Origin of the sequence: Marinobacter sp., from assembly GCF_041690615.1 — a bacterium.
GTDB lineage: Bacteria > Pseudomonadota > Gammaproteobacteria > Pseudomonadales > Oleiphilaceae > Marinobacter.
In genome coordinates, this window is record NZ_JAWLGY010000018.1 from 1 (window position 1) to 22094 (window position 22094).

20 protein-coding genes are annotated in these 22094 nt (G+C 61.3%); 5 read left to right on the forward strand and 15 right to left on the reverse strand.

All coding sequences use genetic code 11. The features are described 5' to 3' along the window. The 8 genes from ACESMZ_RS12885 to ACESMZ_RS12920 all read right to left on the reverse strand — a co-directional run. Window positions 1-578 (reverse strand): aldo/keto reductase (locus tag ACESMZ_RS12885; RefSeq protein WP_372972733.1); only part of this gene is annotated, 578 nt, incomplete at its 3' end. A 174-nt stretch (window positions 579-752) separates the two neighbouring features. Beyond that, a complete protein-coding gene (locus ACESMZ_RS12890; protein ID WP_372958559.1) occupies window positions 753-1790 on the reverse strand; it encodes a sodium:calcium antiporter in 1038 nt (345 codons plus the stop codon). Between the two features lie 14 nt (window positions 1791-1804). Continuing rightward, a complete protein-coding gene (locus tag ACESMZ_RS12895) occupies window positions 1805-2008 on the reverse strand; it encodes a 2-hydroxymuconate tautomerase family protein (RefSeq protein ID WP_372958560.1) in 204 nt (67 codons plus the stop codon). Between the two features lie 68 nt (window positions 2009-2076). Further along, the gene (locus tag ACESMZ_RS12900) at window positions 2077-3240 is read right to left on the reverse strand and encodes an MFS transporter (RefSeq protein ID WP_372958561.1); all 1164 of its coding nucleotides are present in this window, start codon (window positions 3238-3240) and stop codon (window positions 2077-2079) included. 74 nt (window positions 3241-3314) lie between these two features. Beyond that, window positions 3315-3896 (reverse strand): exopolysaccharide biosynthesis protein, encoded by a 582-nt coding sequence (locus ACESMZ_RS12905; RefSeq protein WP_372958562.1) that lies wholly within the window; start codon window positions 3894-3896, stop codon window positions 3315-3317. Between the two features lie 98 nt (window positions 3897-3994). Next, window positions 3995-5395, reverse strand: a complete 1401-nt coding sequence (locus ACESMZ_RS12910) for an efflux transporter outer membrane subunit (RefSeq protein ID WP_372958563.1) — start codon at window positions 5393-5395, stop codon at window positions 3995-3997. 8 nt (window positions 5396-5403) lie between these two features. After that, window positions 5404-7338, reverse strand: a complete 1935-nt coding sequence (locus tag ACESMZ_RS12915; protein ID WP_372972734.1) for a MacB family efflux pump subunit — start codon at window positions 7336-7338, stop codon at window positions 5404-5406. A gap of 2 nt (window positions 7339-7340) precedes the next feature. Beyond that, window positions 7341-8510, reverse strand: coding sequence for an efflux RND transporter periplasmic adaptor subunit (locus ACESMZ_RS12920; RefSeq protein WP_372972735.1), 1170 nt, complete (start codon window positions 8508-8510; stop codon window positions 7341-7343). Between the two features lie 236 nt (window positions 8511-8746). On the opposite strand from ACESMZ_RS12920, the gene ACESMZ_RS12925 reads away from it, so the two are divergent. Next, the gene (locus ACESMZ_RS12925; protein ID WP_372972736.1) at window positions 8747-9325 is read left to right on the forward strand and encodes a hypothetical protein; all 579 of its coding nucleotides are present in this window, start codon (window positions 8747-8749) and stop codon (window positions 9323-9325) included. A gap of 86 nt (window positions 9326-9411) precedes the next feature. Beyond that, a complete protein-coding gene (locus ACESMZ_RS12930; RefSeq protein WP_372972737.1) occupies window positions 9412-10764 on the forward strand; it encodes an MBL fold metallo-hydrolase in 1353 nt (450 codons plus the stop codon). A gap of 62 nt (window positions 10765-10826) precedes the next feature. Here ACESMZ_RS12930 and ACESMZ_RS12935 read toward each other — a convergent pair whose 3' ends face one another. Continuing rightward, a complete protein-coding gene (locus ACESMZ_RS12935) occupies window positions 10827-11939 on the reverse strand; it encodes an NADH:flavin oxidoreductase (RefSeq protein ID WP_372972738.1) in 1113 nt (370 codons plus the stop codon). 114 nt (window positions 11940-12053) lie between these two features. Here ACESMZ_RS12935 and ACESMZ_RS12940 point away from each other — a divergent pair, with 114 nt between their 5' ends. Beyond that, on the forward strand, window positions 12054-12518 hold the full coding sequence (locus tag ACESMZ_RS12940; RefSeq protein ID WP_372972739.1) for a winged helix-turn-helix transcriptional regulator: 465 nt from the start codon (window positions 12054-12056) through the stop codon (window positions 12516-12518). A 169-nt stretch (window positions 12519-12687) separates the two neighbouring features. Next, window positions 12688-13410 (forward strand): OmpW/AlkL family protein, encoded by a 723-nt coding sequence (locus ACESMZ_RS12945; RefSeq protein WP_372972740.1) that lies wholly within the window; start codon window positions 12688-12690, stop codon window positions 13408-13410. A 177-nt stretch (window positions 13411-13587) separates the two neighbouring features. Here ACESMZ_RS12945 and ACESMZ_RS12950 read toward each other — a convergent pair whose 3' ends face one another. Then, window positions 13588-14907: a DEAD/DEAH box helicase gene (locus tag ACESMZ_RS12950; RefSeq protein ID WP_372972741.1), complete on the reverse strand. Its 1320-nt coding sequence runs from the start codon at window positions 14905-14907 to the stop codon at window positions 13588-13590. Between the two features lie 318 nt (window positions 14908-15225). On the opposite strand from ACESMZ_RS12950, the gene dsbG reads away from it, so the two are divergent. Then, window positions 15226-16020: a thiol:disulfide interchange protein DsbG gene (gene dsbG / locus ACESMZ_RS12955; protein WP_372972742.1), complete on the forward strand. Its 795-nt coding sequence runs from the start codon at window positions 15226-15228 to the stop codon at window positions 16018-16020. A gap of 29 nt (window positions 16021-16049) precedes the next feature. Here dsbG and ACESMZ_RS12960 read toward each other — a convergent pair whose 3' ends face one another. The 5 genes from ACESMZ_RS12960 to ACESMZ_RS12980 all read right to left on the reverse strand — a co-directional run bounded on the left by ACESMZ_RS12960 (window position 16050) and on the right by ACESMZ_RS12980 (window position 21983). After that, entirely contained in the window at window positions 16050-17402 is a 1353-nt protein-coding gene (locus ACESMZ_RS12960) for a hypothetical protein (protein ID WP_372972743.1), read from the reverse strand. A gap of 75 nt (window positions 17403-17477) precedes the next feature. Continuing rightward, complete coding sequence (locus ACESMZ_RS12965; RefSeq protein ID WP_372972744.1) at window positions 17478-18122, reverse strand: 3-oxoacid CoA-transferase subunit B; 645 nt, start codon at window positions 18120-18122, stop codon at window positions 17478-17480. Next, complete coding sequence (locus ACESMZ_RS12970; protein WP_372972745.1) at window positions 18109-18792, reverse strand: 3-oxoacid CoA-transferase subunit A; 684 nt, start codon at window positions 18790-18792, stop codon at window positions 18109-18111. Before ACESMZ_RS12970 ends, ACESMZ_RS12965 begins: the two co-directional genes overlap by 14 nt. A 30-nt stretch (window positions 18793-18822) precedes the next feature. Then, complete coding sequence (locus ACESMZ_RS12975; protein WP_372972746.1) at window positions 18823-20769, reverse strand: TRAP transporter permease; 1947 nt, start codon at window positions 20767-20769, stop codon at window positions 18823-18825. 68 nt (window positions 20770-20837) lie between these two features. Beyond that, a complete protein-coding gene (locus ACESMZ_RS12980) occupies window positions 20838-21983 on the reverse strand; it encodes a TAXI family TRAP transporter solute-binding subunit (protein WP_372972747.1) in 1146 nt (381 codons plus the stop codon). Between the last annotated feature and the right edge of the window lie 111 nt (window positions 21984-22094).

The window sequence follows — 22094 nt, forward strand, 5'->3', positions numbered from 1 at the left end:
TCATCTTCCATCACCTTGCCCACCGCCAGCGGCATATACCCGGTTACCGGGATATTCAGCTGCTGGGCATGCTCCACCACCTTACGGTTGGCCAGGAAGGGATGCACCTCCACCTGGTTGGTGAAGATCGGCGTATCCCCCAGTATTTCCCTGGCCTGGTCCATCTGGGCGCAGGTGAAGTTGGAAATACCGATGTGATCGGTGAGGCCTTCCTTCTGGGCCTCTCTCAGCGCCCCCAGGTACTCCTCCATGGGCACTTCATCGCCGGGGGACGGCCAGTGGATCAGGGTCAGGTCCACATGGTCGGTTTTCAGCTGCTGCAGGCTGGTTTGCAGGCTATTGATCAGGTCACTGCGGTGGTAACTGTCGAACCAGATCTTGGTGGTAATGAAGATTTCCCGGCGGGGAATGCCGCTGGTGGTAATACCGTCGCCAACTGCCGCCTCGTTGCGATAGATCTGGGCGGTGTCGATGTGGCGGTAGCCCAGGGACAGGGCACTGCGGACCGCCTCCCGGGCGTCATCACCTTTCAGGCGAAAGGTTCCCATACCGATGGGGGGTAGTGCGTCAAAGGCCATAGTGTCCTCCTGTCGCGAATCCGGTTGTCGCAATGGAACCTTGTGCTGACCGGACCGTGGAAGTGTTGTGGGTAAGGTCATTAGGATGGGGCTGGGGGAGTGGTTCTGCAAGTGCCCGGACACACGCCAGGCATTCCACAGGGTTACGTAACGGCAATGGCCGGGCGGAGCAAATCACTGACTCAGCAGCAGGAACACACCTCCCAGGTAGAGCAGCAGGATGGCAACGCTTTCAACACCGATTCGTCCGGGGCCCTGCCGCTCCCGACGGATCAGCCCCATCATCAGGATGCCGGACATGAGAATGGTCAGCGCCACCCAGAAGCGGGCATCGTTGCTCATGGCGTGGTAGATCGAACCATCCCGGTAGGCCAGGTCAGACGCTGCCGTAAACAGGGTGTCAAAGGCATTGCCGCCGATAATGCCCCCTACCGCCAGGGTAAGCGCACCACGGCGTACCGCCGCTACCGAGGTGACCAGTTCGGGAATGGAGGTACTGATGGCCGTCAGCATGACGCCAACGACGGTCTGGCCCAGACCGGTTTCCCGGGCGATGGTGGTCGCCGATGGCTCCAGTGCCCAGCCAGCCACACCCAGTACCGCCATCAGGCCGAGGAATTCCGACCACAGCCGCACCATGGAGGGCATCAGTGTGGTGTCGTCGGGTTTGTCTTCACGGGTTTCGACCGTCATGGCCGGGCGCCACATCGGCGATTCAGTCGCGCCCTGAACCAGTTTGAGGCCGTAAAGGTAGAACCCGAACAGGGCCGGTGTGACCGGGTGAATGCCGAACACGGTAATATCCGGCAGCATCGGTGCCAGCATGATCACGGTCAGCAGGCAGATCAGCAGCCCGTTCTGCATCATGTTAGGGGCGGAAGCGGCAGCGTGTTCCAGGTTGGCGCGGCGGTAAACCATATCCGCCACGGCCAGGAAGAAGGTCTGCACGGCAATACCGCCCAGGGCGTTACTGACCGCCAGTTCCGCATGGCCGTTCCAGGCCGCGGTCACGGAAAGGACCGAACCGCCAAGGGACGTGGCTGCGCCCAGCAGCACCGCACCGGCCGCGGCTTCACCGATGCCGGTACGGTCAGCCAGCTGATCCACCACCCGGGTAATCCGGGTGCCGGCAATGGCAATAACCAGCGCACAGACACCGAAAACAATCAGCGCCTGGACGAGACTCCAGTCAGACGGCTCCAGCAGGAACACCGGGGGAGGTGGCCCTACTGCCCGCGTTTGCGGCGCTCAGTCACCGGCTCGCCGGCAATGCCCCAGTTATCGGTGTTCACTTCGTCGATCACCACAACCGTTGTGGCCGGGTTCTTGCCCAGCACATCCTGAAGCAGCCTGGTCGCGCCTTCAATCAGGGCTTTCTTGTCCTCGGCGGACACGTTCTCGTCGGTGATCTTGATGTTTACGTAGGGCATGGACCGGTTTCCTCACAGGGTTGGAAAGAGCACTCATCCTGCACCCTCCTCCTTGCCTTGGCAACACATCAACGATCACGGCATAACGGCATCAGCGCCAGCAGCCCCAGCACCGGGCCGATGACCAACAGCCAGGTAACGCCGGTGCCCAGGGACTGCCAGTAGCTGGCGGTCAGTTCGATGGCAAACACCGTCAGCAGAAAGCCGATGCTGTTCATGATGGCCAGGGAACTGCCGACAGCATGGCCGGGGGCCGCTTCCGCCGCCAGTGCCGAAAACTGCGGCGAGTCCGCAATCACCGCCATGCCCCAGACCAGCAGAAGGATCACGGCCAGCCAGGTGGGAACCGCTCCGAACCACGGCCACAACAGGCACATCAGCCCGGACACCCACAGGGCGCCGAACGCCACCCGGGCACTACCGACCCGACGGCTGAGCATGCCGCCGAGAACGCACCCCACGGTACCCGCAGCGATAAAGGCAAAGGAGGTGATCGATACCAGGGCCGGATCATTCCCGTGCTGGCCCAGGCTTGCGGCCACCAGCAAGGGTGCCAGTGCCCACACCGCATACAGTTCCCACATGTGGCCGAAATACCCCAGGGCCGCCGCCCGGAAACGGGGCTCGGCAAATGACCGGACCACACCGCCCCAGTCGAAGCATCCCGTCGCAGGCAGGCCCGGACCATCTCCCAGCCTGGCTATCATCAGTCCGGCTGAAACCGCCAGTACGGAAGAGGCCAGAATCACCGGCTGCCAGCCCCAGCCAGGGCTGATGGCACGCACCAGGTGCGGGAAGGCCGTGCCGAGGGTCAGCATGCCCACCAGCCAGCCAAGGGCCAGACCCTTTTTCTCGGGGGCCCAGCTGGCCACCAGCTTCATGCCCACCGGGTAGATGCCCGCTAGACAAAGCCCGGTGGCAAACCGCAAGGCCAGACCGGTTTCCAGGGAGGGGGACAACGCGAACAGGCCGTTGGCCAGGGCGCCGGTGACCGCACTGACCAGAAAAATTCGACTTGCCCGCCAGCGGTCCGCCAGCCCGGACAGGGCAAAGGCAAGGGTACCGATGATAAAACCCAGCTGCACCGAGCCGGTCAGGCGGCCCAGATCTTCCGCGGTCACGCCCCAGGCGTCTGCCAGGCCGGGCATAACAGCGTTGGGTGTGAACCACAGCGAGGTTCCGAAAAACTGGGCGACAACAATCACCCAAAGGGCAGTTCGCGTATTGGCCATGACTGAACAACTCGTCGGTGGCAACGCCCGGCTGACCCTGCAACTCCGGCGGGGCAACCACACAGGCGAAACGATCAGAGCATGTTAACAGCAATCAGGCCGGCAATGGTCACCGTGTAGATCAGCCCCAGAATTGCCAGTAATCCGTCCAGCGAGACCATGGCGAGGCCAAATACGGCGATGGCAAACCCGGCACCGGTGGCAGAGAAAGGAATGATCTCCATCAATGGCATGGCGCAGGCGATCAGCACACACACGCCTCCGAGCAGGTAACTGCCCGGACGTCTTACCACCAGTTCCAGGCGAGGATGAAGCCGTGCATCGATATAGGCCGCCGCCGGTTCGATAAAGCGGATGCCACGGAGGAGTTTTTCCGTGGGCAGGGAGCGGTTCATGAGCAGCTCTGGCAGCCAGAAGCCACCGCTGAGCACCAGCATCTGGACAGAGATAAACAGGATTAGCAGTCCGCTGAGGGTCGGCACCCCGGGAATGCCACTTAACGGTGAGAACAGCAGGATACCGATGATCATCAGCACCGGGCCATAGGAGCGGCGCCCCACGGTGTCGATAATCGCACCCAGGGTCACCCGAGGCCGGCCGGTGGCGGTTTCGGTAATACGATCGAGGACTTCCTGGAGATTGGCGGGGTCGGTCATGGGCTTGTCGTGACCATCAGGCTGGCCAACTGCTGTTCCTTCCGTCTCTGTTTGATAAACCAAGATACCGGCTCAGCATCCCGTCGAAAAATGAACGCTTATTCATCTTCCTTTGTCTGACTCCAGCCTCCACCAACCGCCCTGTATAGATCTACGGTGGCCTGCAGACGGGTCAGTCGCAGTTGCACCAGCTGCTCCCGGGTCTGGAACAGGGTGCGCTGGGCATCCAGCAGGGTCAGCAGTTCATCACTGCCGGCGCGATAACGCAAATCGGTCAGCTCCAGGGTACGCCCGGCCCGCTCACTCACCGTCTGCTGCAGGGCCTCCCGACGCTCACTGGTCTGTAGTCGGTCAAGCGCATCATCAGTTTCCTGCAGGGCGGAGAGTATCGCGCCACGGTAGTCTTCCACCAGGGCACGGCGGCGGGACTCGCTGATAGCAGTTTGAGCATCCCGCTCGCCGCCGTCAAACAGGCTCTGGGCCAGGGTGATGGTCCAGCCCAGGGTTTCCACCGGATTGGCCAGACTCGCCAGGTTCGCGGTGCTGGCCCCGGCGTTCAGGCCAAGGGATACCGACGGCAGCCAGGCGGCCCGGGCCCGGGCCAGGTTGGCGTCCGCTGCCTGCAGTTGCGCCTCGGCACTGGCCAGGTCCGGCCGCCGTGTGAGCAGGTCGGATGGCAACCCGGCATCCACGGCAGGGAGTGTCAGGTCCATCAGTGATTGGGTCCCCGCGTCGGCCTCGAAATCCAGGGGCGAGACCCCAACCAGTACCGCCAGCGCGGACCGGGTTTGCCGGTATTCCAACGCGACAGGTTCCAGGCTGGCCCGCTGGTTGAGCACTTCCGTCTGTTGGCGCAGCAGCTCGGCGCGACTGGCCGCCCCGTTGCGGTAGCGGGCATCCACAATGTCCTCAGTGCGCTCGGCGATGGCCAGGTTTTCCCGGGCCACCCGTAACTGCTCCTCCAGGGCCATCAGCCGGAACCAGGTAGTGGCGACGCTGCTGGCCAGGGACAGGCGGGCACTGTCGTATTCGAACACCGTGGCCCGGTACCCCGCTTCCGATTCATCCCGTGACGCCGCCAGCCGGCCCCAGAGATCCAGCTCGTAACTCACATTAAGGTTGGCGGAGGTGGACTCACTGCGGCTTTCGGAGCCACCATCATCCGTGGCTCGCTCCCCGGTGCTGGCATTAAGATTCAGGGACGGGAACAGACTACTGCCGGCGACCCGGACCTGCTGCTCTGCCTGGAACACCCGCTCGGCCGTCGCCGCCAGGTCCGGGCTGCCGGCAAAGGCCTGCTCGATCAGGCCATTGAGCTGCTCCGAACCGAAGGCCTGCCACCACTGTTGATCCGGCGCCTGGGCACTTTCCATCGGCGGTGCGTTCCATTGATCTGCCGCCGGCAGGTCCGGTTGCTCAACCGGCACGGTGGTGGCACAACCGGCAAGGGCGAGGATAATTCCCGTAACCACTACCGTTCTGATGCAAGCGTTGAGCATATGCCCCCCTATTCCGTCGCCAGTGCCGTGACCGGATCCAGCCGCGACGCCTTGCGGGCGGGCAGGAAACCGAACAGCAGGCCGGTACCGAAGGCGCAGCCAAAGGCCAGCACCACCGGCAACAGTGAATAACTGACCGGTGTTCCCAGCCCGTTAATGGTGGCGGCCGCCCCCAGACCCAGCGCGACACCGATCAGCCCGCCAAGCGCCGACACCGCCAGGGCCTCCAGCAGGAATTGCTGCAGGATATGGCGGGTGCGGGTGCCGGTGGCCATGCGGACACCGATTTCCCGGGTACGTTCGGTGACACTCACCAGCATGATGTTCATAACGCCAATGCCCCCCACCAGCAGCGATATGGCCGCCACCGACCCGAGCAGCCAGGTGAAGGTATCCTGGGTTTCGGAGACGGTATCGATCAGCGAGGCCATATTGCGAATCTGGAAATCCTCCACGCCGTGGCGCTGGAGTAGCAGCTGATGCACCTGGGCCTGCACCTCGTCCATCAGGGTGGTATCGTCCACGGCGATGGTCACGTTGCGCAGATGGCGCTGGCCGAACAGGCGCATGCTTCCGGTTGTGTAGGGCACGAAAACCACATCATCCTGGTCCTGGCCCATGGGTGAGGCGCCCCGCTCGTCCATCACACCGACAACCTGGAACAATACGTTGTTCATCATGATGTAATGGCCCAGCGGATCCTGCTGGCCAAACAGGGCCTCTGCGGTGGTCTTGCCCAGCACGGCCACCGGCGCGTATTCGCTCTCATCGAACTGGTCAAAGAAGCTGCCCCGTGCCACCGGCCACTGACGGGCGACAGGAAACTGCCAGGAGGTGGCGTTCACTTCCGCCTGGTGGTCGGCGTTGTCATATCGCAGGGTCTGGCTGCCCGTGAGCTCAGGAATCGCCGCGGTGATATTGGGAAGGGTGTTGATGGCATCCACGTCCTCCGGAACCAGGGTGGCGATGTTCCAACTGCCCCGCCGTTGCCCCGGGGCCCCCGGCCGGACCAGCAACAGGTTGCTGCCCATGGCACTGATGCGCTCTACCACCTGCTCCCGTGCGCCGTCACCGATGGCGAGCATGGTGATCACCGACGCCACCCCGATGACAATGCCCAACAGCGTCAGCGCCGTGCGAAACAGGTTGCCGGTCATGGATCGCATCGCGGTGCGGGCGCCCTGGTAGAGCTCCCGGAGCAGTGATGGCGAGTGCTGCAGGGGTTCCCGTTGCAGCGGTTTTGGCTGGCGGGAGAGATCAGGGCCGGGGTCACTGATGATCTGGCCGTCGGCAATCTCGATGCGCCGGTGGGCGTGGTCCGCCACCTTGCTGTCATGGGTAATCAGGACAATGGTGTAGCCTTCGTCGGAGAGCTCCTGCAGCAGGGCCATGACTTCCCGGCCACTCTGGCTGTCAAGGGCCCCGGTGGGCTCGTCAGCCAGGATGATCTCGCCGCCATTCATAAGCGCCCGGGCGATGGACACCCGCTGCTGCTGACCGCCGGAAAGCTGGCCCGGCCGGTGGCCCATGCGCTCGTCCAGGCCCAGTCGCGCCAGCAAGGCCCTTGCCCGGGCATGGCGCTCGCGGGCCTTGAGGCTGGCGTAGCTGGCCGGCATTTCCACATTTTCGGCGGCGGAGGCACCGGGCAACAGGTTGTAGCTCTGGAAGACAAAGCCGAACGCCTCCCGGCGCAGGCGGGCCAGGCCGTCACTGTCCAGGGCGGATACGTCCTCGCCATCAAACCGGTACTGTCCGCTGCTGGGCCGGTCCAGGCACCCGAGGATGTTCATCAGCGTGGACTTGCCGGACCCCGAGGCGCCCATAATGGCCACGAACTCTCCCCGGCGGATGGCCAGGTTGATGCCCCGCAGCACCGGTACCGCCACTTCACCATTGTAATAGGTGCGGGTGATGTCCCGTAGCTCGATCAGCGGTGTGGTCACGGTCAGAACCTCATACCGACCATGCGGCGGTCCCGGTTACCGTCACTTTTGGCGCCGGCAGACCGGGGGCTGCTGACTACCTCTTCGCCCTCCTCCAGGCCGTCGCGGATTTCTGCCTGTACCCGGTTGGTAACGCCCACAGTAACCTCCCGCTGCTGCGCCTGACCGTCAGCACCCACTACCTGAACCGTGGCCCTCTGCCCGCTCCGTTGTATGGCAGTGACCGGCACAAGCAGGGTATTCCTGGCGGCATTGTTAATGAAGAAAACCTGGGCCGTCATCTGCGTCATCAGGCGCCCCTCCGGATTGGGCACCTCGAATACCGCGTTGTACAGCACGACGTTGTTTTCCACCGTGGGGGTTGGCTCCAGCCGGTCGAGGGTGCTCTCCCAGCGCCGCTGCTGACTGCCCAGGGTGGTGAAGTACACCGGCATACCGGTTCGCAACTTGCCAATATCCGCTTCGGACACCTGGGCTTCCACGGTCATGGTGGACAGGTCGGCGATGCGCAATAGCACCGGGGCCTGCTGGTTGGTATTGAGGGTCTGGCCCTGACGGGCCTCGATGGAGACAACAGTGCCGTCCATGGGGGCATAGATCTTCGCGTACTCCAGGTTGGCCTCTTCCGCCCGCAGGGTGGATTCGGTCTGCTGGATCTGGGCGCTGATGGCTTCGATCTGGGCACGGGCAGAACGCAGTGTGGCTTCCGCCACCTGGGCAGCTTCGCGGCTGGTGGCTTCCTCTTTCAGCAGGTTCTGCTGGCGGCGGTGCTGGATCTGGGCGAGGGTGAGCTGGGCTTCACGCTCCATCAGCTGGGCCTGCTGATTACGCAGCTGGGCACGGGTGGCGTCAACCCGGGCCACGTAGACAGTCGGGTCGATTTCCGCCAGCAGATCACCCTTGCGAACCCGGTCACCGGTACGCACATGGATGGTGTCGAGCTGGCCCGATACCTGGGCGCCCACGTCCACATAATCCCGGGGCTGGAGTACACCGGTGGCTGTGACCAGGTCTTCCAGGTCACCCCGTTCAACCGGTACGGTCAGAACCGCTGCCTCCGCAACCGGACGGCTGAGGTACCACCAACCCGCTACCAGGCCCGCTGCCACCAGTACCAGCAGCAGAAAGCCGCCAAGGCCCCTGTGAAATCCGCCCTTTACCGGCGTTGCCATGTCCATCCTCACTCACGGTCAGTCAAGTCAGGATGGATTATCGGTAATGCGATGGCCGCAGAGTAGGTCAAGTGGCCATGTTTACAAGGCTTTTACACCCTGGTGACAACCGTCCCCCGGAAACATCCCGATCGATCCAGCGGAAACCAGTCCCGTTTGCCAGAAATGACGTATGGAACTACTGTCAGAAGTTCTCGTCTTAACAGAACCACACCATCCTGTAGAGTGAGCAGACAATGAAAAAAACCACCCTGAGCCTTCTGTTGTGTGCCCTGACCCTGCCGGTATACAGCCAGGATCATACCCAGCATGATGCCCACGGCGGGAGTCATTCCTCTGCCATGAAGCAGCCAGCGCTGACCGAGCCGGGCAACGCGATCTTTGGAACCATCCAGGAGGTCATCCAACACCTTCAGCAGAACCCGGATACCGACTGGAGCAAGGTTGACCTGGAAGCACTGCGCCAGCACCTGCTGGATATGAAGGACATCGCCGAGAACGTCGAGGTCCTCGAAAAACGGCCAATAAACCAAGGCGTTACATTGCTGGTTGCCCCATTAACCTCCCGCGCCGAAGAGGCACTGGAACGGGTACTGGCCGCACACCCCGAACAGCTACGCCGGGAAACCGGCTGGGAGATGATTGTCGGGAGCCAGGGCGACCGATACAGGATCACGACCACCAGCGAAGACCCGGAAGACACGGCCATACTCAACGGGTTGGGCTATATCGGCCTGATGGCCTACGGGAACCATCACCAACCTCATCACTGGGCCATGGGCTCTGGCCAGAATCCGCATCAGGGCCGCCACTGACAGAATCGTAATCGTTACGTCCCTTCACCCCCTGCTGATGTGTGCTACCCCTGTTACATGGCTATCAACATCAGCAGGAGGCTCCAATGTTTGTTCACAAGGTCAAATCGGAAGGACTGTCCCACCTCTCCTACCTGGTGGGCAATGACGGGCAGGCCTTTGTTGTCGACCCCCGCCGGGACTGCGAGATCTATGTGGAGGAAGCGGCCAGGGCCGGCTGCCGCATCACCCATATTTTCGAGACCCACAGGAACGAGGACCTGATATCCGGGGCACCCATACTGGCCAGCCTCACCGGCGCTCGGGTTCTGCATGGCCCCAATGCCGCCGGTGACGTTGCCTACGCGGACACCACACGGGACGGAGACACCTTCGAGTTCGGCAACCTGAGGGTCCGGGTACTGGAAACTCCGGGCCATACCGACGACAGCCTGTCCTTCGCCATATACGACACAGACTTCGGCGAGGACGCGATAGGCGTGTTCACCGGGGATGCCCTTTTTATCGGTGACGTGGGCCGCACGGACTTCTACCCGGACCGGGCCGGGGAGGTGGCCGGCATGCTCTGTGACAGCCTGCAGAAAATCCTGAAACTCGGCGATCAGGCCCTGGTCTATCCCGCCCATGGCGCGGGCTCGGTATGCGGTGACAACATGGCTGACAGGGAGTTTTCTTCCCTGGGGTACGAGCGCAAGCACAACGACATGCTTGGATTGTCCCGCAACGATTTTATCGACGCCAAGCTCGCCGAACATCATTACCAGCCCCCGTACTTCCGGCTGATGGAAAAGCTCAATCTGACCGGAGCCGAGCCGGCCCCAGTAGTCGTAACGCCACGCCCCCTGTCACCGGCGGAATTCCGGAAGCTGCCCGCAGAGACTGCCATCGTGGATGTGCGCACGGTCAGTGCCTTTCTCGGGGCTCACCTGCCCGGCAGCCTGGCCATTCCAGCGCCGATGATCCCCGCCTTCGCCGGCTGGTATATCGAGCCCGGCCAGCCAGTGGTACTCGTGGCTTCAGACCCCGGACAAGCCCGTGAAGCAGCGCAGCACCTGATACGAATCGGCCTGGACAACCTGACCGGTTTCCTCACCACCGACATGCCGGAATGGTCAGCCCGCGGGCTTCCATTTCACTCTCTGCCTGTTATGCACGTGGACGATATCCGGGAACGCTTCCGGAACCCGCCGGAGAACTGGCAATTACTGGATGTACGCAGCAAGACAGAGTACGAGGAGGAAGCAATTGAAGGGTCGGTGCACATCTATGCGGGGGAACTGGCAGACAACACAGACCAGCTGGACAAGGCCCGGCACTACACGGTCATGTGCGCCAGCGGTGCCCGGGCGACGATTGCCGCCTCGGTGCTGGAACGGGCCGGGTTCAGCAAGGTGGATGTCTTCCTGGGCTCATTTGGCGCCTGGAAGTCCACGGACTGAATCCGGCCAGCTGAAAACAGCGGCACCCGTTCAGAAAGAGCGGGTGCCGTAATGCACGGCGCTCAGTAAAGCTCACCCAGAGACGCCTTGCGGAAAGGCTCTACCTCTTCGGCGCGGCCTTCCTTCACCTTGATCAGCCATTCAGGATCCTGCAGCAGGGCCCGGCCAACAGCGATCAGGTCGAACTCGTCGTTGTTCATGCGCTCGATCAGCTCGTCGATACCGGCGTCTTCAACCGCTTCCTTCTTGCTGGCAAAGGTGCCGGCGATGAAGTCCTCGGTCAGGCCAACGCTGCCGACAGACATGGTGGGCAGTCCGGTCAGCTTCTTCACCCAGCCGGCCAGGTTGAGGCTGGAACCTTCAAACTCCGGCTCCCAGAAGCGACGGGTGGAGGCGTGGAAGATATCCACACCGGCATCCGCCAGGGGCTTGAGGAAAGCCTCCAGCTCTTCAGGGGTCTGGCACAACCTGGCGTCGTAGTCCTGCATCTTCCACTGGGAGAAACGCAGCATGATGGGGAAGTCCGGGCCGACTTTTTCACGGATGGCTTCGATGATCTTGATGGCAAAACGCTGGCGGTTGGCCATGCTGCCGCCGTATTCATCGTCCCGCTGGTTGGTGCCTTCCCAGAAAAACTGGTCGATCAGGTAACCGTGTGCACCGTGGACTTCCACGCCGTCGCAGCCGATGGCCTTGGCGTCAGCGGCCGCATCGGCAAAGGCCCTGACCACGTCCTGGATGTCTTCCCTGGTCATGACCTTGCAGACCACCTTGCCCGGACGATTCATGCCGGAAGGCGCATAGCCCGGCACCGAAGGATCCGGCTCCATGCCTTCCTTGCGCACCGCACCCACGTGCCAGAGCTGGGGGAAGATCTTTCCGCCAGCCTCATGGACTGCGTCCACTACCTTTTTCCAGCCGGCCAGCGCCTTCTCACCATGGAAGAAAGGCACATTCTCGTAGCCGTTGGCGGCTGGATGATTGACAGTGGTACCCTCGGTAATGATCAGTCCGACGCCGCCTTCAGCGCGACGCTTGTAGTAGGCCACCACATCATCCGTGGGCACGTTGCCCGGGGAAAAATTCCGGGTCATGGGCGCCATGGCCACTCGGTTGGCCAGTTTCAGGGATTTCACTTCGAACGGTTCGAACAGGGGGCCAAGATTCATGGACATGGGGGTATCACTCCTGCGTTATAGGTGATCGGGACGGGCCCGGAAATCTGGTTTCATTAAGCAACCTTATTAAATCCGGTTTCAGTTTGCAACCCTGTTGGGTACAATTTAACCATGGCCAGAAAACGTTTTGACGATTCAAGTTGTTCAGTTGCGCGTGCACTCAATGAGGTGGGTGACTGGTGGTCGCTACTGATTGTGCTGCAGGCCATGTACGGCACCCGCCGGTTTGTGGACTTCCAGCAGGAGCTGGGCATTGCCCGCAATATCCTGGTGGACCGCCTGTGCCGCCTTGTGGACAACGACGTACTGCGCAAGGTGGATGTGGGGGAGCACGGCCCCCGTTTCGAGTACCGCCTGACCGACAAGGGCCGCGACCTGTTCCCGGTGGTTATTGCCCTGCGCCAGTGGGGCGACAAGTACAACCCCTGTCCTGAAAAGCCCCCCCTGGACCTGCGTGACCGGCGCACCGGGCAGCCCATCCGCCAGCTGGAAGTGCAGGATGCCGAGGGCCATCCCCTGTCCGTGCGGGACGTTTTCGTTCAGCAAGATCCGCAGGACGACACGAAGCAGGCCTGACCCAATCCCCCCTCCGGCCTGTTGGGTCCAATCCGGACCTTTTGAGCTGGATCAATGTTCCGATCGCATTCCCTGCAGCCTCTGGTATCACTTGCGTTAGATCAATTTTCTTTGTCACCACCGGTGTAGCCTTGGCCCATCATTAACTTTTGGTCAAGGAGTCATTTCTATGTCCCGTAAACTCACTCTGGGCATCCTCGCAGCCGGCTTGCTTGCAGCAGGCTCCGCACAGGCTTATCAGGCTGGTGACATAATCGTCCGCGCCGGCGCTGTTACTGTCGATCCGAACGAGTCCAGTGATAACGTCGGTCTGGCCGGGACTGGTCTCGCTGATGAAGGCTGGAAAGTAGGCGTCGACTCTGACACCCAGCTGGGGCTGTCCGGCACCTGGATGATGACCGATTCTTTCGGCCTGAGCCTGCTCGCTGCTACTCCGTTCCAACACAATCTGTATGGGTCAGGCAGCCTGCCCAAGGCTGCGGATCTCGGCAGCACAAAGCATCTGCCCCCCACTCTGACCGTACAGTATTACCCGTTGCACAGCAGTCATAAGGTCCAGCCTTACGTTGGCGTGGGTGTGAACTACACCGTGTTCTTTGAGGAAAAAACCAGCGACACACTGACTGGTGCGGTAGACAACTACCTCGGTGGTGGCGTGGTCAGCTCGACCGACATGGACCTGGATGACAGCTTTGGTGTTGCTGCTGAAATTGGTGTGGATATCCGCCTGGATGATCGCTTTGGTATCAACGCGGGCATCTGGTACGCGGACATTGACACTACCGCCAAAATCAACGCCTACGATGCTGCTGGCACCAAACTTGGCACCGCCAAGGTAGATGTCGACATCGACCCCATGGTCTACATGGTGGGCTTCACCTACAGCTTCTGATTTGCAGTGTGAGACGACCGTGCCCGGTACCCTGGACTGGTGGTGCCGGTCGCGTTCTCCCTTTGCGGGGGCCGGTATTCCGGTACCCCGCTTTTTTTCGGCCCCACAAGACACAAAAAAAAGCCGCTTCCGGTTACCCGGAAGCGGCTTTTTAGCCTGGCTATGGTTCAGGTCACATCAGGCAGACTGTCGCTGGCCTGAACGACCCTGGCCCTGACCACGACCACGTCCGCGACCACCCGCACCCGGGCTGGCCTGGCGCTGACCACCGGGGCGACCTGCGCCGCTGCGACCATTGCCACCGCCGCCACTGCGGTTACGGGCCCGGCTCGGGTCAGCCTTGGCCTTCGGTTTGAGCGGCAGGTTGTTCTGGGGCTCGAAACCCTCCACTTCCTGGCGGGGCAGCTGCTTCTTGATCAGCTTCTCGATACCCGCCAGCAGTTTGCCTTCGTCTGCGCTTACCAGCGACAGGGCATGGCCACTTTCACCGGCGCGGCCGGTACGGCCGATACGGTGAACATAGTCCTCCGGCACGTTGGGCAGCTCGAAGTTGACCACCTGGGGCAACTGTTTGATGTCCAGGCCACGGGCCGCAATGTCAGTCGCGACCAGCACGCGGATGTCCCCCTGCTTGAACTCCGCCAGGGCACGAGTACGGGCGCCCTGGGATTTGTTGCCGTGGATCGCAGCAGCGGTAATGCCGTCGCTTTCCAGCTTCTTGGTCAGGCGGTTGGCGCCATGCTTGGTGCGGGTGAATACCAGCACCTGGTCCCAGTCATTGTCCCGTACCAGCTTGCTCAGCAGCGCACTTTTCTGGCTCTGATCCACCGGATAGACCGACTGTTTGACCTTTTCAGCGGTGGTATTACGGGCGGCGACTTCTACCTGCACCGGGTTGTTCAGCAGGCCCTGGGCCAGGGTCCGGATCTCATTGGAGAAGGTCGCCGAGAACAGCAGGTTCTGCCGCTTGGCCGGCAGCAACGCCAGGATCTTGCGGATGTCGCGAATGAAGCCCATGTCGAGCATGCGGTCCGCTTCGTCCAGCACCAGAATTTCCACTTCGTTGAAGCGTACGGCGTTCTGCTGATACAGATCCATCAAACGGCCGGGGGTCGCTACCAGCACGTCCAGACCCTTGCGCAGCTTCATCATCTGCGGGTTGATCTTGACGCCACCGAATACCACGGCAGCCTTGGTGGGCACGTATTTGCTGTAGAGGTTCACGCTGTCGTGTACCTGGGCCGCCAGTTCACGGGTCGGCGTCAGGATCAGGGCCCGTGGACCCTTGCCATCGCGGGGATTTTCACTGAGCCGCTGCAGCAACGGCAGTGTAAAACCGGCGGTCTTGCCGGTGCCGGTCTGGGCGGCTGCCATCACATCCTTGCCGGACAGTACGGCAGGAATCGCCTGGAGCTGGATGGGAGACGGGGTTTCATAACCCTGGTCGGTAGTTGCACGGACCAGTTGCTCGGAAAGACCGAGGGAAGAAAAACTCATATTGGGTAAACTCTTGATTGTTCTGCCTCCACGAACGCCGGGATAAACCGGTAATCAACGCGGGCAGATGCCATGACGATGCATGGGAATAAGACGACTACAGTCGCTCACCGGTAACGGGAGGACGTCCTCTGGCGGGTCGTATGAAGTATTCGCTAGCAGGCTGTACGCCAAAAACTGCGGATCCTTAGAGGCAGGATGCGGGCACATTAACAGGTTGCCTGGGGGATAGCCACCGCAAATCCACCTATATACCCACGGAACTCCACGCCTGCTCCCCGGTCAGGAGCCACTGACCACAAAAGGAGCTATATCGATATGCCAATTCGTTTACATGCAAACCGCGCGCGAGGAAACGCCGCAGCCCTGGCCGGCGCTCTGCTGACACTGACCGCCACCACCGCTATTGCAGAAGACTATCCGCGGGCCATTGCGCAGCTGGAGTCCCGGGGCGCAGAGATCGTCGGGGAATTCGACGCCCCGGGAGGTATGAAAGGCTATGTGGGGGAAATGCAGGGCCGCCCCATGTCGGCATTCCTGACCGCCGACGGCAAGCATGTGATCATCGGCACGCTGCTGGCAGAAGATGGCACCAACATCTCCCAGGAGCAGGTGGAAAAGCTGTTGATGGAGCCACGCTTTGCGGAAGCCTGGGGCCAGCTGGAAGACAGCGACTGGGTTGCCGATGGTTCCGATGATGCCGACGTTGTGCTGTACACCTTCACCGATCCGAACTGCCCCTACTGCTACCGGTTCCGGGAGATGGCCGACCCCTGGATCCAGGCCGGCAAGGTACAGTTGCGCCATATTATGGTGGGTATTCTGAAGGAAGACAGTGCACCCAAGGCCGCCACCATCCTGGCAGCGGACGACCCTGAAAAGGCCCTCCGGGAACACCATGAAAATTACGAGAACGGGGGCATCGAGGTGGACAGGTCCGTGGTCAGCCAGACCTATAACGACGTAATGGCCAACGGCGAACTGATGAGCAGCCTCGGCCTGCAAGCCACCCCCAGCACCTTTTACAGGAATCCGGAGGGCAAGATCGCCATGAAGCCCGGCGTGCCGAATCCGAAGGACCTGGAAACCATGATGGGGGGCCCGAAGCCCTGATCAGCCCCCACGAAGCCTGGCTGGCAGCGCTATACCGCCAGCCAGGCTGTCAGCGCAGCGGCGAGCAGGCCGCCAATCAGCAGGCTGAGAATGGAATGGGCCAGGTTCCAGCGGTAGGCCGCTACCTTGGCGGAGTATCCGGTCACCCGCTCCATCAGCAACGAGTTGGCTGAATACGGCGTACCCCCGGTGGTGATGCCCCAGCCTGAGACCATGCCAACACCAAGTCCGAGCACCGCTTCCGGCAACCAGATCGGCCCCAGTACGCCACCGGTCAGCGTCCCGATGACGATGGGATTGAGACCAATCATGCCCCCCAGAAAGAAGACCCAGGGCACGAGAGCCGCCACCACCGGATAACCCCAGCCCGGAAGGCTGAATCCGGCCCCCAGCCATTTCAGTGCAAAACTGCTGATCAGCGCCCCGAGAAACGCAGAGCCTCCCACGATGACCAGTTCATTGCTCACCGGTGCCATGGATGGCAGCGGGTTACCCCGGCTGCAGGAGGACCCGCTCACGGCGTGAGCGAACAGCACCCCGACGGCGCCCAGGCAGCTGAGCGTCACAGCCTTGGAATAACTGAGGCCAAAAGGCCCACTGAGTACAAAAGCCCCGAGGCAGATGGCACCAATGATCGCCATGAAACGTAACCAGGGCAGGTACTTTTGCAGACCACTCTCGCCCTGACTATCTCCGGTGGGCCCTCCGGGTTCCCGTTCTGAGAATATCAGACCGCTAAGCAGGTACACGGTGGCGAGGGGCAGACTGACCGAGATCAGCTGCCAGCTGTGCAGCCCCGGCAGGAACGTAACTGTCATGACGACGGATATGGACAGCGGGGAACAGGTCGGTGACGCCCCGAATCCCCTCAGGGTACCCCGGGCGGCATTGCGGGCCATGGCGGAGTCCCCGTGGCGCCTCACTTGTCCGGCAATCATTGATGACACAACGCCGACAGAGCCGAAGTTCAACGGCACGGAAAGCACCGTGGTGCCAAACGTCACACTCAGGTAGCGGACTGTGGGCCGGCCGGCGAACAGGCTGGCGGAAATTCGCTCAAGATCGCGGGAGCGGCCCAGCAGTGTGGACAGCAGCATGACGGTCAGAATCAGTGCGGTCAGCCGTGTCATGTTGACGGCCCCGTCCATCAGGGCACCAGGCTCATCCACCAGGGCCAGCAGGGACATAACCACCAACAGTCCGAAAATGACCCGGGCTACCAGGCGCAGGTCACGCCACCCCAGCAGAATCGCGAGCACGATGGCAGATGCACCGACCACGGCCATACCGGGAATCAGCGATAACACACCGCATAACAATGCCAAATAGGCCAGCGCTGACCGTATCAGGGTCAGCGGGCCGGCGGGAGTTGTCTGTGTCATGGAGGACTCGTTCAGGGCCGGGTGGAACAGTCTGCCTGCACCAGCCACGGCCCATGTTTACAGCAGCGGTGCGAATCAGGCCAGGGGTGGCAGAAGTCTGGCGCCCGTCACTGCCTGAACCTGCTCCAGGGTGTTGTCACCAGCCAGCTCTACGACCCGCAACCCTTCGTCGGTAACCTCAAGCACGGCCAGATCGGTGTAGATCCTGTTGACCACGCCCTTGCCGGTGAGGGGGTAGTCACACTCACCCAGAATCTTGGGTTCACCATCACGGGTGCAATGTTTCATCAGTACATAAAGCTGTCGGGCACCAACAGCCAGGTCCATGGCGCCACCAACTGCAGGTGGTTCACTGAGGTCATTGGTCGCCCAACTGGCCAGGTCGCCGGTGGCGGACACCTGGAAAGCACCCAGCACGGCAATATCCAGGTGACCACCCCGCATCATGGCGAAGGAATCCGCATTATCGAAATAACAGCCCCCCGGCAACAAGGTAACGAACTGCTTGCCGGCATTGATCAGGTCCGGATTTTCCTCACCAGGCGCCGGTGCGGGCCCCACCCCAAGGATGCCGTTCTCGCTATGGTATATCACATGCCGGTCATCAGATACATAGTTTGCTACCTGCGTCGGCATGCCAATCCCCAGGTTTACATAGGCGCCATCAGGGATGTCGCGGGCTACCCGGCGGGCCATATCTTCTTTACTAAGCGATTGCATCGAGCAGCCCCTCCTGCAGGACAACAGTGTCCACAAAGATACCCGGCGTAACGACGGCCTCCGGGTCCAGATCACCAACTTCGACGATTTGCTTTACCTCGGCGATGGTGGTTTTCGCGGCCATGGCCATGGACGGATTGAAGTTGCGACCGGCGGTGTTGTAGGTCAGATTGCCCCAGGCATCGCCCTTCTCCCCGCGGATCAGTGCGACATCGGCGTGCAGGGCGGTCTCAAGCACATAGCCCTTACCGTTGAACTCACGGGTTTCCTTGCCTTCAGCCAGCAGGGTGCCGTAGGCGGTCGGCGTATAGAACGCCGCCAGCCCGGCGCCGGCGGCCCGGATACGCTCACCCAGCGTCCCCTGGGGCACCAACTCAAAGTCTATGGAGCCTTCCTTGTAACGCTTTTGCAGCCATACCGACCCTTTCGACCGTGGGAAGGAGCACACCATCTTGCGCACCAGGCCGTCCCGCAGCAGGGAGGCAATGCCCTCTTCCGCTACACCGGCGTTGTTGGAGATGATGGTCAGGTCCTTTGGAGCATGACGACGCAGCGCCTCGATCAGCTCCAGCGGGATACCGGAACTGCCGAAGCCGCCGATCATGACGACATCACCATCCCTGACGACGGAGACTGCCTCCGCCATGGAGTTACCGATTTTATTGATCACGATGTATTCACCAACTGCGTTGAAACGTGTTTAACGGCTGCTGCCAATGGTCACAGCCGGGTAGTTAAGAAAACGACTGCTCAGATAAATCACCGCGATCAGGCCAAAACCGATCAGATCCGTCATCAGTTCCGGGTAGATCAGCGCACCACCAGCAGCCAGTACCAGTATCCGCGATGGCCAGGCGAGCACACCGATGCGGTACAGGTATCCCTCCATGGCCGAAGACAGTAACCAGATAGCAGTGATTGCCGTGAAGGCCGAGGTCAGGATCTTGCTGATCTCCCCCTGCAGGATCAGCGACGGGTTGATCACGAACAGGAAAGGCAGGATGAACAGGATGCCCCCCAGACGCATGGCGTAAACACCGGTCCGGCCGGCCTTGGCATTGGCGACGCCAGCGGCGGTAATCGCCGCCAGTGAAACCGGAGGCGTGATGTAGGAAAGCATGCCCCAGTACAGAATGAACAGGTGACTGGCGAGCGGATTGAGCCCGGCGTTGACCAGTGCCGGTGCCAGCAGGATCGACAGGAAGATGTAACAGGCACTGACGGTCATGCCCATACCCAGTACAAAGCTGGTCACCGCACCCGCAATCAGCATCAGCGGAATACTGCCGTCAGCGTAGAGCAACAGTTCCCGGGAGAAGGCCCCCGCTACCCCGGTGTAGGAAAGACCGCCCACCACCAGGCCGATACCTGCCAGAATCGCCACCAGGTTGGCCACACTGGTGGTCAGATCCTGCATGAACGCCAGCGCCCTTTTTAGGTTCAGGCGATGGTTGCGCTTGAACATGGAAATACCCAGCAGCACCACGGTGGCATAGTAGGGGGCATAGGCCTCAAGGCGCATCACCAGCAACATGTAGATCAGCATGAACAGGGCCAGCAGGTAGGGCCAGCCGTCCTTGAGGGTCTCCCACAGGTTCGGAATCTCGGATTCCGGCAGCCCTTTCAGGCCTCGCCGGGCCGCGTAGATATCCACCTGGAAGATCAGTGCCAGATAGAACAGCAGCGCCGGCAGGAACGCAGCAATCATGATCTCGGCATAGGGTACGCCGAGGAAGGAGGCCATGATGAAGGCCACCGCCCCCATCACGGGAGGCATCAGCGTGCCGCCCGTGGAGGCACAGGCTTCCACGGCCCCGGCATAATGCGCCGGGTAACCGGTTTTTTTCATGGTCGGAATGGTGATCGGGCCGGTCGTCAGGATGTTGGAGATAACACTTCCGGACAGGCTGCCCATGATACCGCTGGACAGCACTGACACCTTGGCCGGACCACCCCGGCTCTTGCCCATCAGGGAGGTGGCGAACTGCATGAAGAACTCACCGCCACCGGTGGCAGTCAGCGCCGCACCGAATACCACAAAGCCAATCACCAGCTGGGCAACGACCTGCATCGGAATGCCAATAACACTTTCCACACCAATAACATGGGCGCGGATGATCTCCGGCAGGGTGTACTGGTTACCCCACAGGAAGCCGGGCATGGAGTCGGCATACAGGGGGTAGGTTCCGAAGAACAGGGCCACGAAGAGCAGGGGCCACCCACCACAGCGCCGCACACCCTCGAGAATCAGCACCAGAAGGATACCCGACAGCACCGTCGCTTCCACGGGTGCCTCGAACTCCCAGCCAAAATTGATCATGGTGAGGCCATGGTAGCCCAGGTAACCGGCGCAGATCAGCGCTAGCCCGGCAAGGGGCCAGTCGTACCAGGAAACCTTGTCTGTCGCTCCCTTCCAGGCCGGAAACGCTATGTAGGCCGCTGCCAGAAAGATACCGATCAGGTAATAGAGATAGGCATTACCAAGGGGCTCGAAGCCCAGCAGCTTCAGGTTGAAGGTCTGGTTGATGGCCATAAGCAGACCGAGGCTGCCCAGCAGGATAATGGCCCAGTACCCGGCCCCCCTGAGACGGCCGGCCTTGGGTTCAACCGCAGGCGCCGCCTGCTCAGCGGAAGTGGAAGCACTCATGACGTGGTTTCTCCGGAAAACAGGCAGCCACCCGGGCGGGTGGCTGCCCTTGCGAGGGAATCGCAGGGTTACTTGACGGACTCTAGGGCGCGGGTACGGTGAGCTTCCCAGATTTCGGCGAACTCCTCGTCGCTCTTGCCGTCAGCTTCGGCCAGCGCTTCAGGCCAGGCATCCATCAGTGCATTGAGGCGCTCGGTGCGCTGGTCGTTCCAGGCCTGGTGTTCCTCGGTCCAGATACCCTTTTCCTTCAGGTAGCGGATGGCACCATCGTGGAAAGGAACATCGATCGCCGGGGTTCCTGCTTCTTCAAGGTCCCAGCGATGCATGGCTGCCGTGGCATCCTTGTACATGCCGTAGGTCTCATCCAGCGCCTTGATGTAGTTGTAGACCGCTTCCTCATCCATGTCGGCGCGCACTGTCAGCACCGGATACCGGTACGCGAAGATATCCACCGGGTTTTCTTCACTGATGCCCGCGCCGATGGTCTCAGTGTAGGGCTGGAAAAACGGCGCCACTTCACGCAGGCGCTTCCAGCCTTCCTCATCGTCTTTCGGTACGTCAAGCCAGCGGATACCCCGGGGCGATTCCGCCAGTTCATAGACGTGACTCGGGGTAGTGGTGGTGCACGAAGCATCAGCCTCGCCACGGGCCAGAGAGCTCATGGTACTGGCATAGGTAGGGAACATGATGGCTTCAACGTCGTCACGGGTCAGACCGACAAACGCCAGGAAGGCGTCACACTTGACGTTGATGGACGGGTTACCCGCTACATAGGCAAACCGGGACCCTTTCAGGTCTTCCAGCTTCATGATGTTGGCGTCAGCCGCCGTGAAAATACCAAAAGAGGACGGCCTGCCGGCGACAGCGCGCAGATCCTGCGGCCCCCAACGGCGAGTCGAGAAATCGTGGATGCCTTCTGCAGCAAAGAAGGTTTCAGTAGCCAGGAAAGCATAGTCAGCACGGCCATTGAGCAACGGCTGCAGTCGCCCGATGGCAGAGCCGGACGGCTGAATGCGGACACGGGTACCGTATTTCTTGCCAAAGGCATCGGCAATGGCAGACGCTTCGGCGTAGCCCGCAGACCCTACATCATAGGACGACCAGGTCATGGTATCCGGCAACTCCTGGGCGGCTGCGGATCCGGCAAACAGAACAGACGCCCCGAGGGCGGCTGCAGACAGTGTTTTAGTCACGAAAGAGCTGGCAAAAGGCATAGGGATCTCCATAGGCTTTTTGTTGTTTGGTTGGCTTTCAAACATAGTTCACATTTCAGACCCGTAAACAAATTAGCCGCTGGCAACCTCCCCAGTCAAATTTTTATCAAT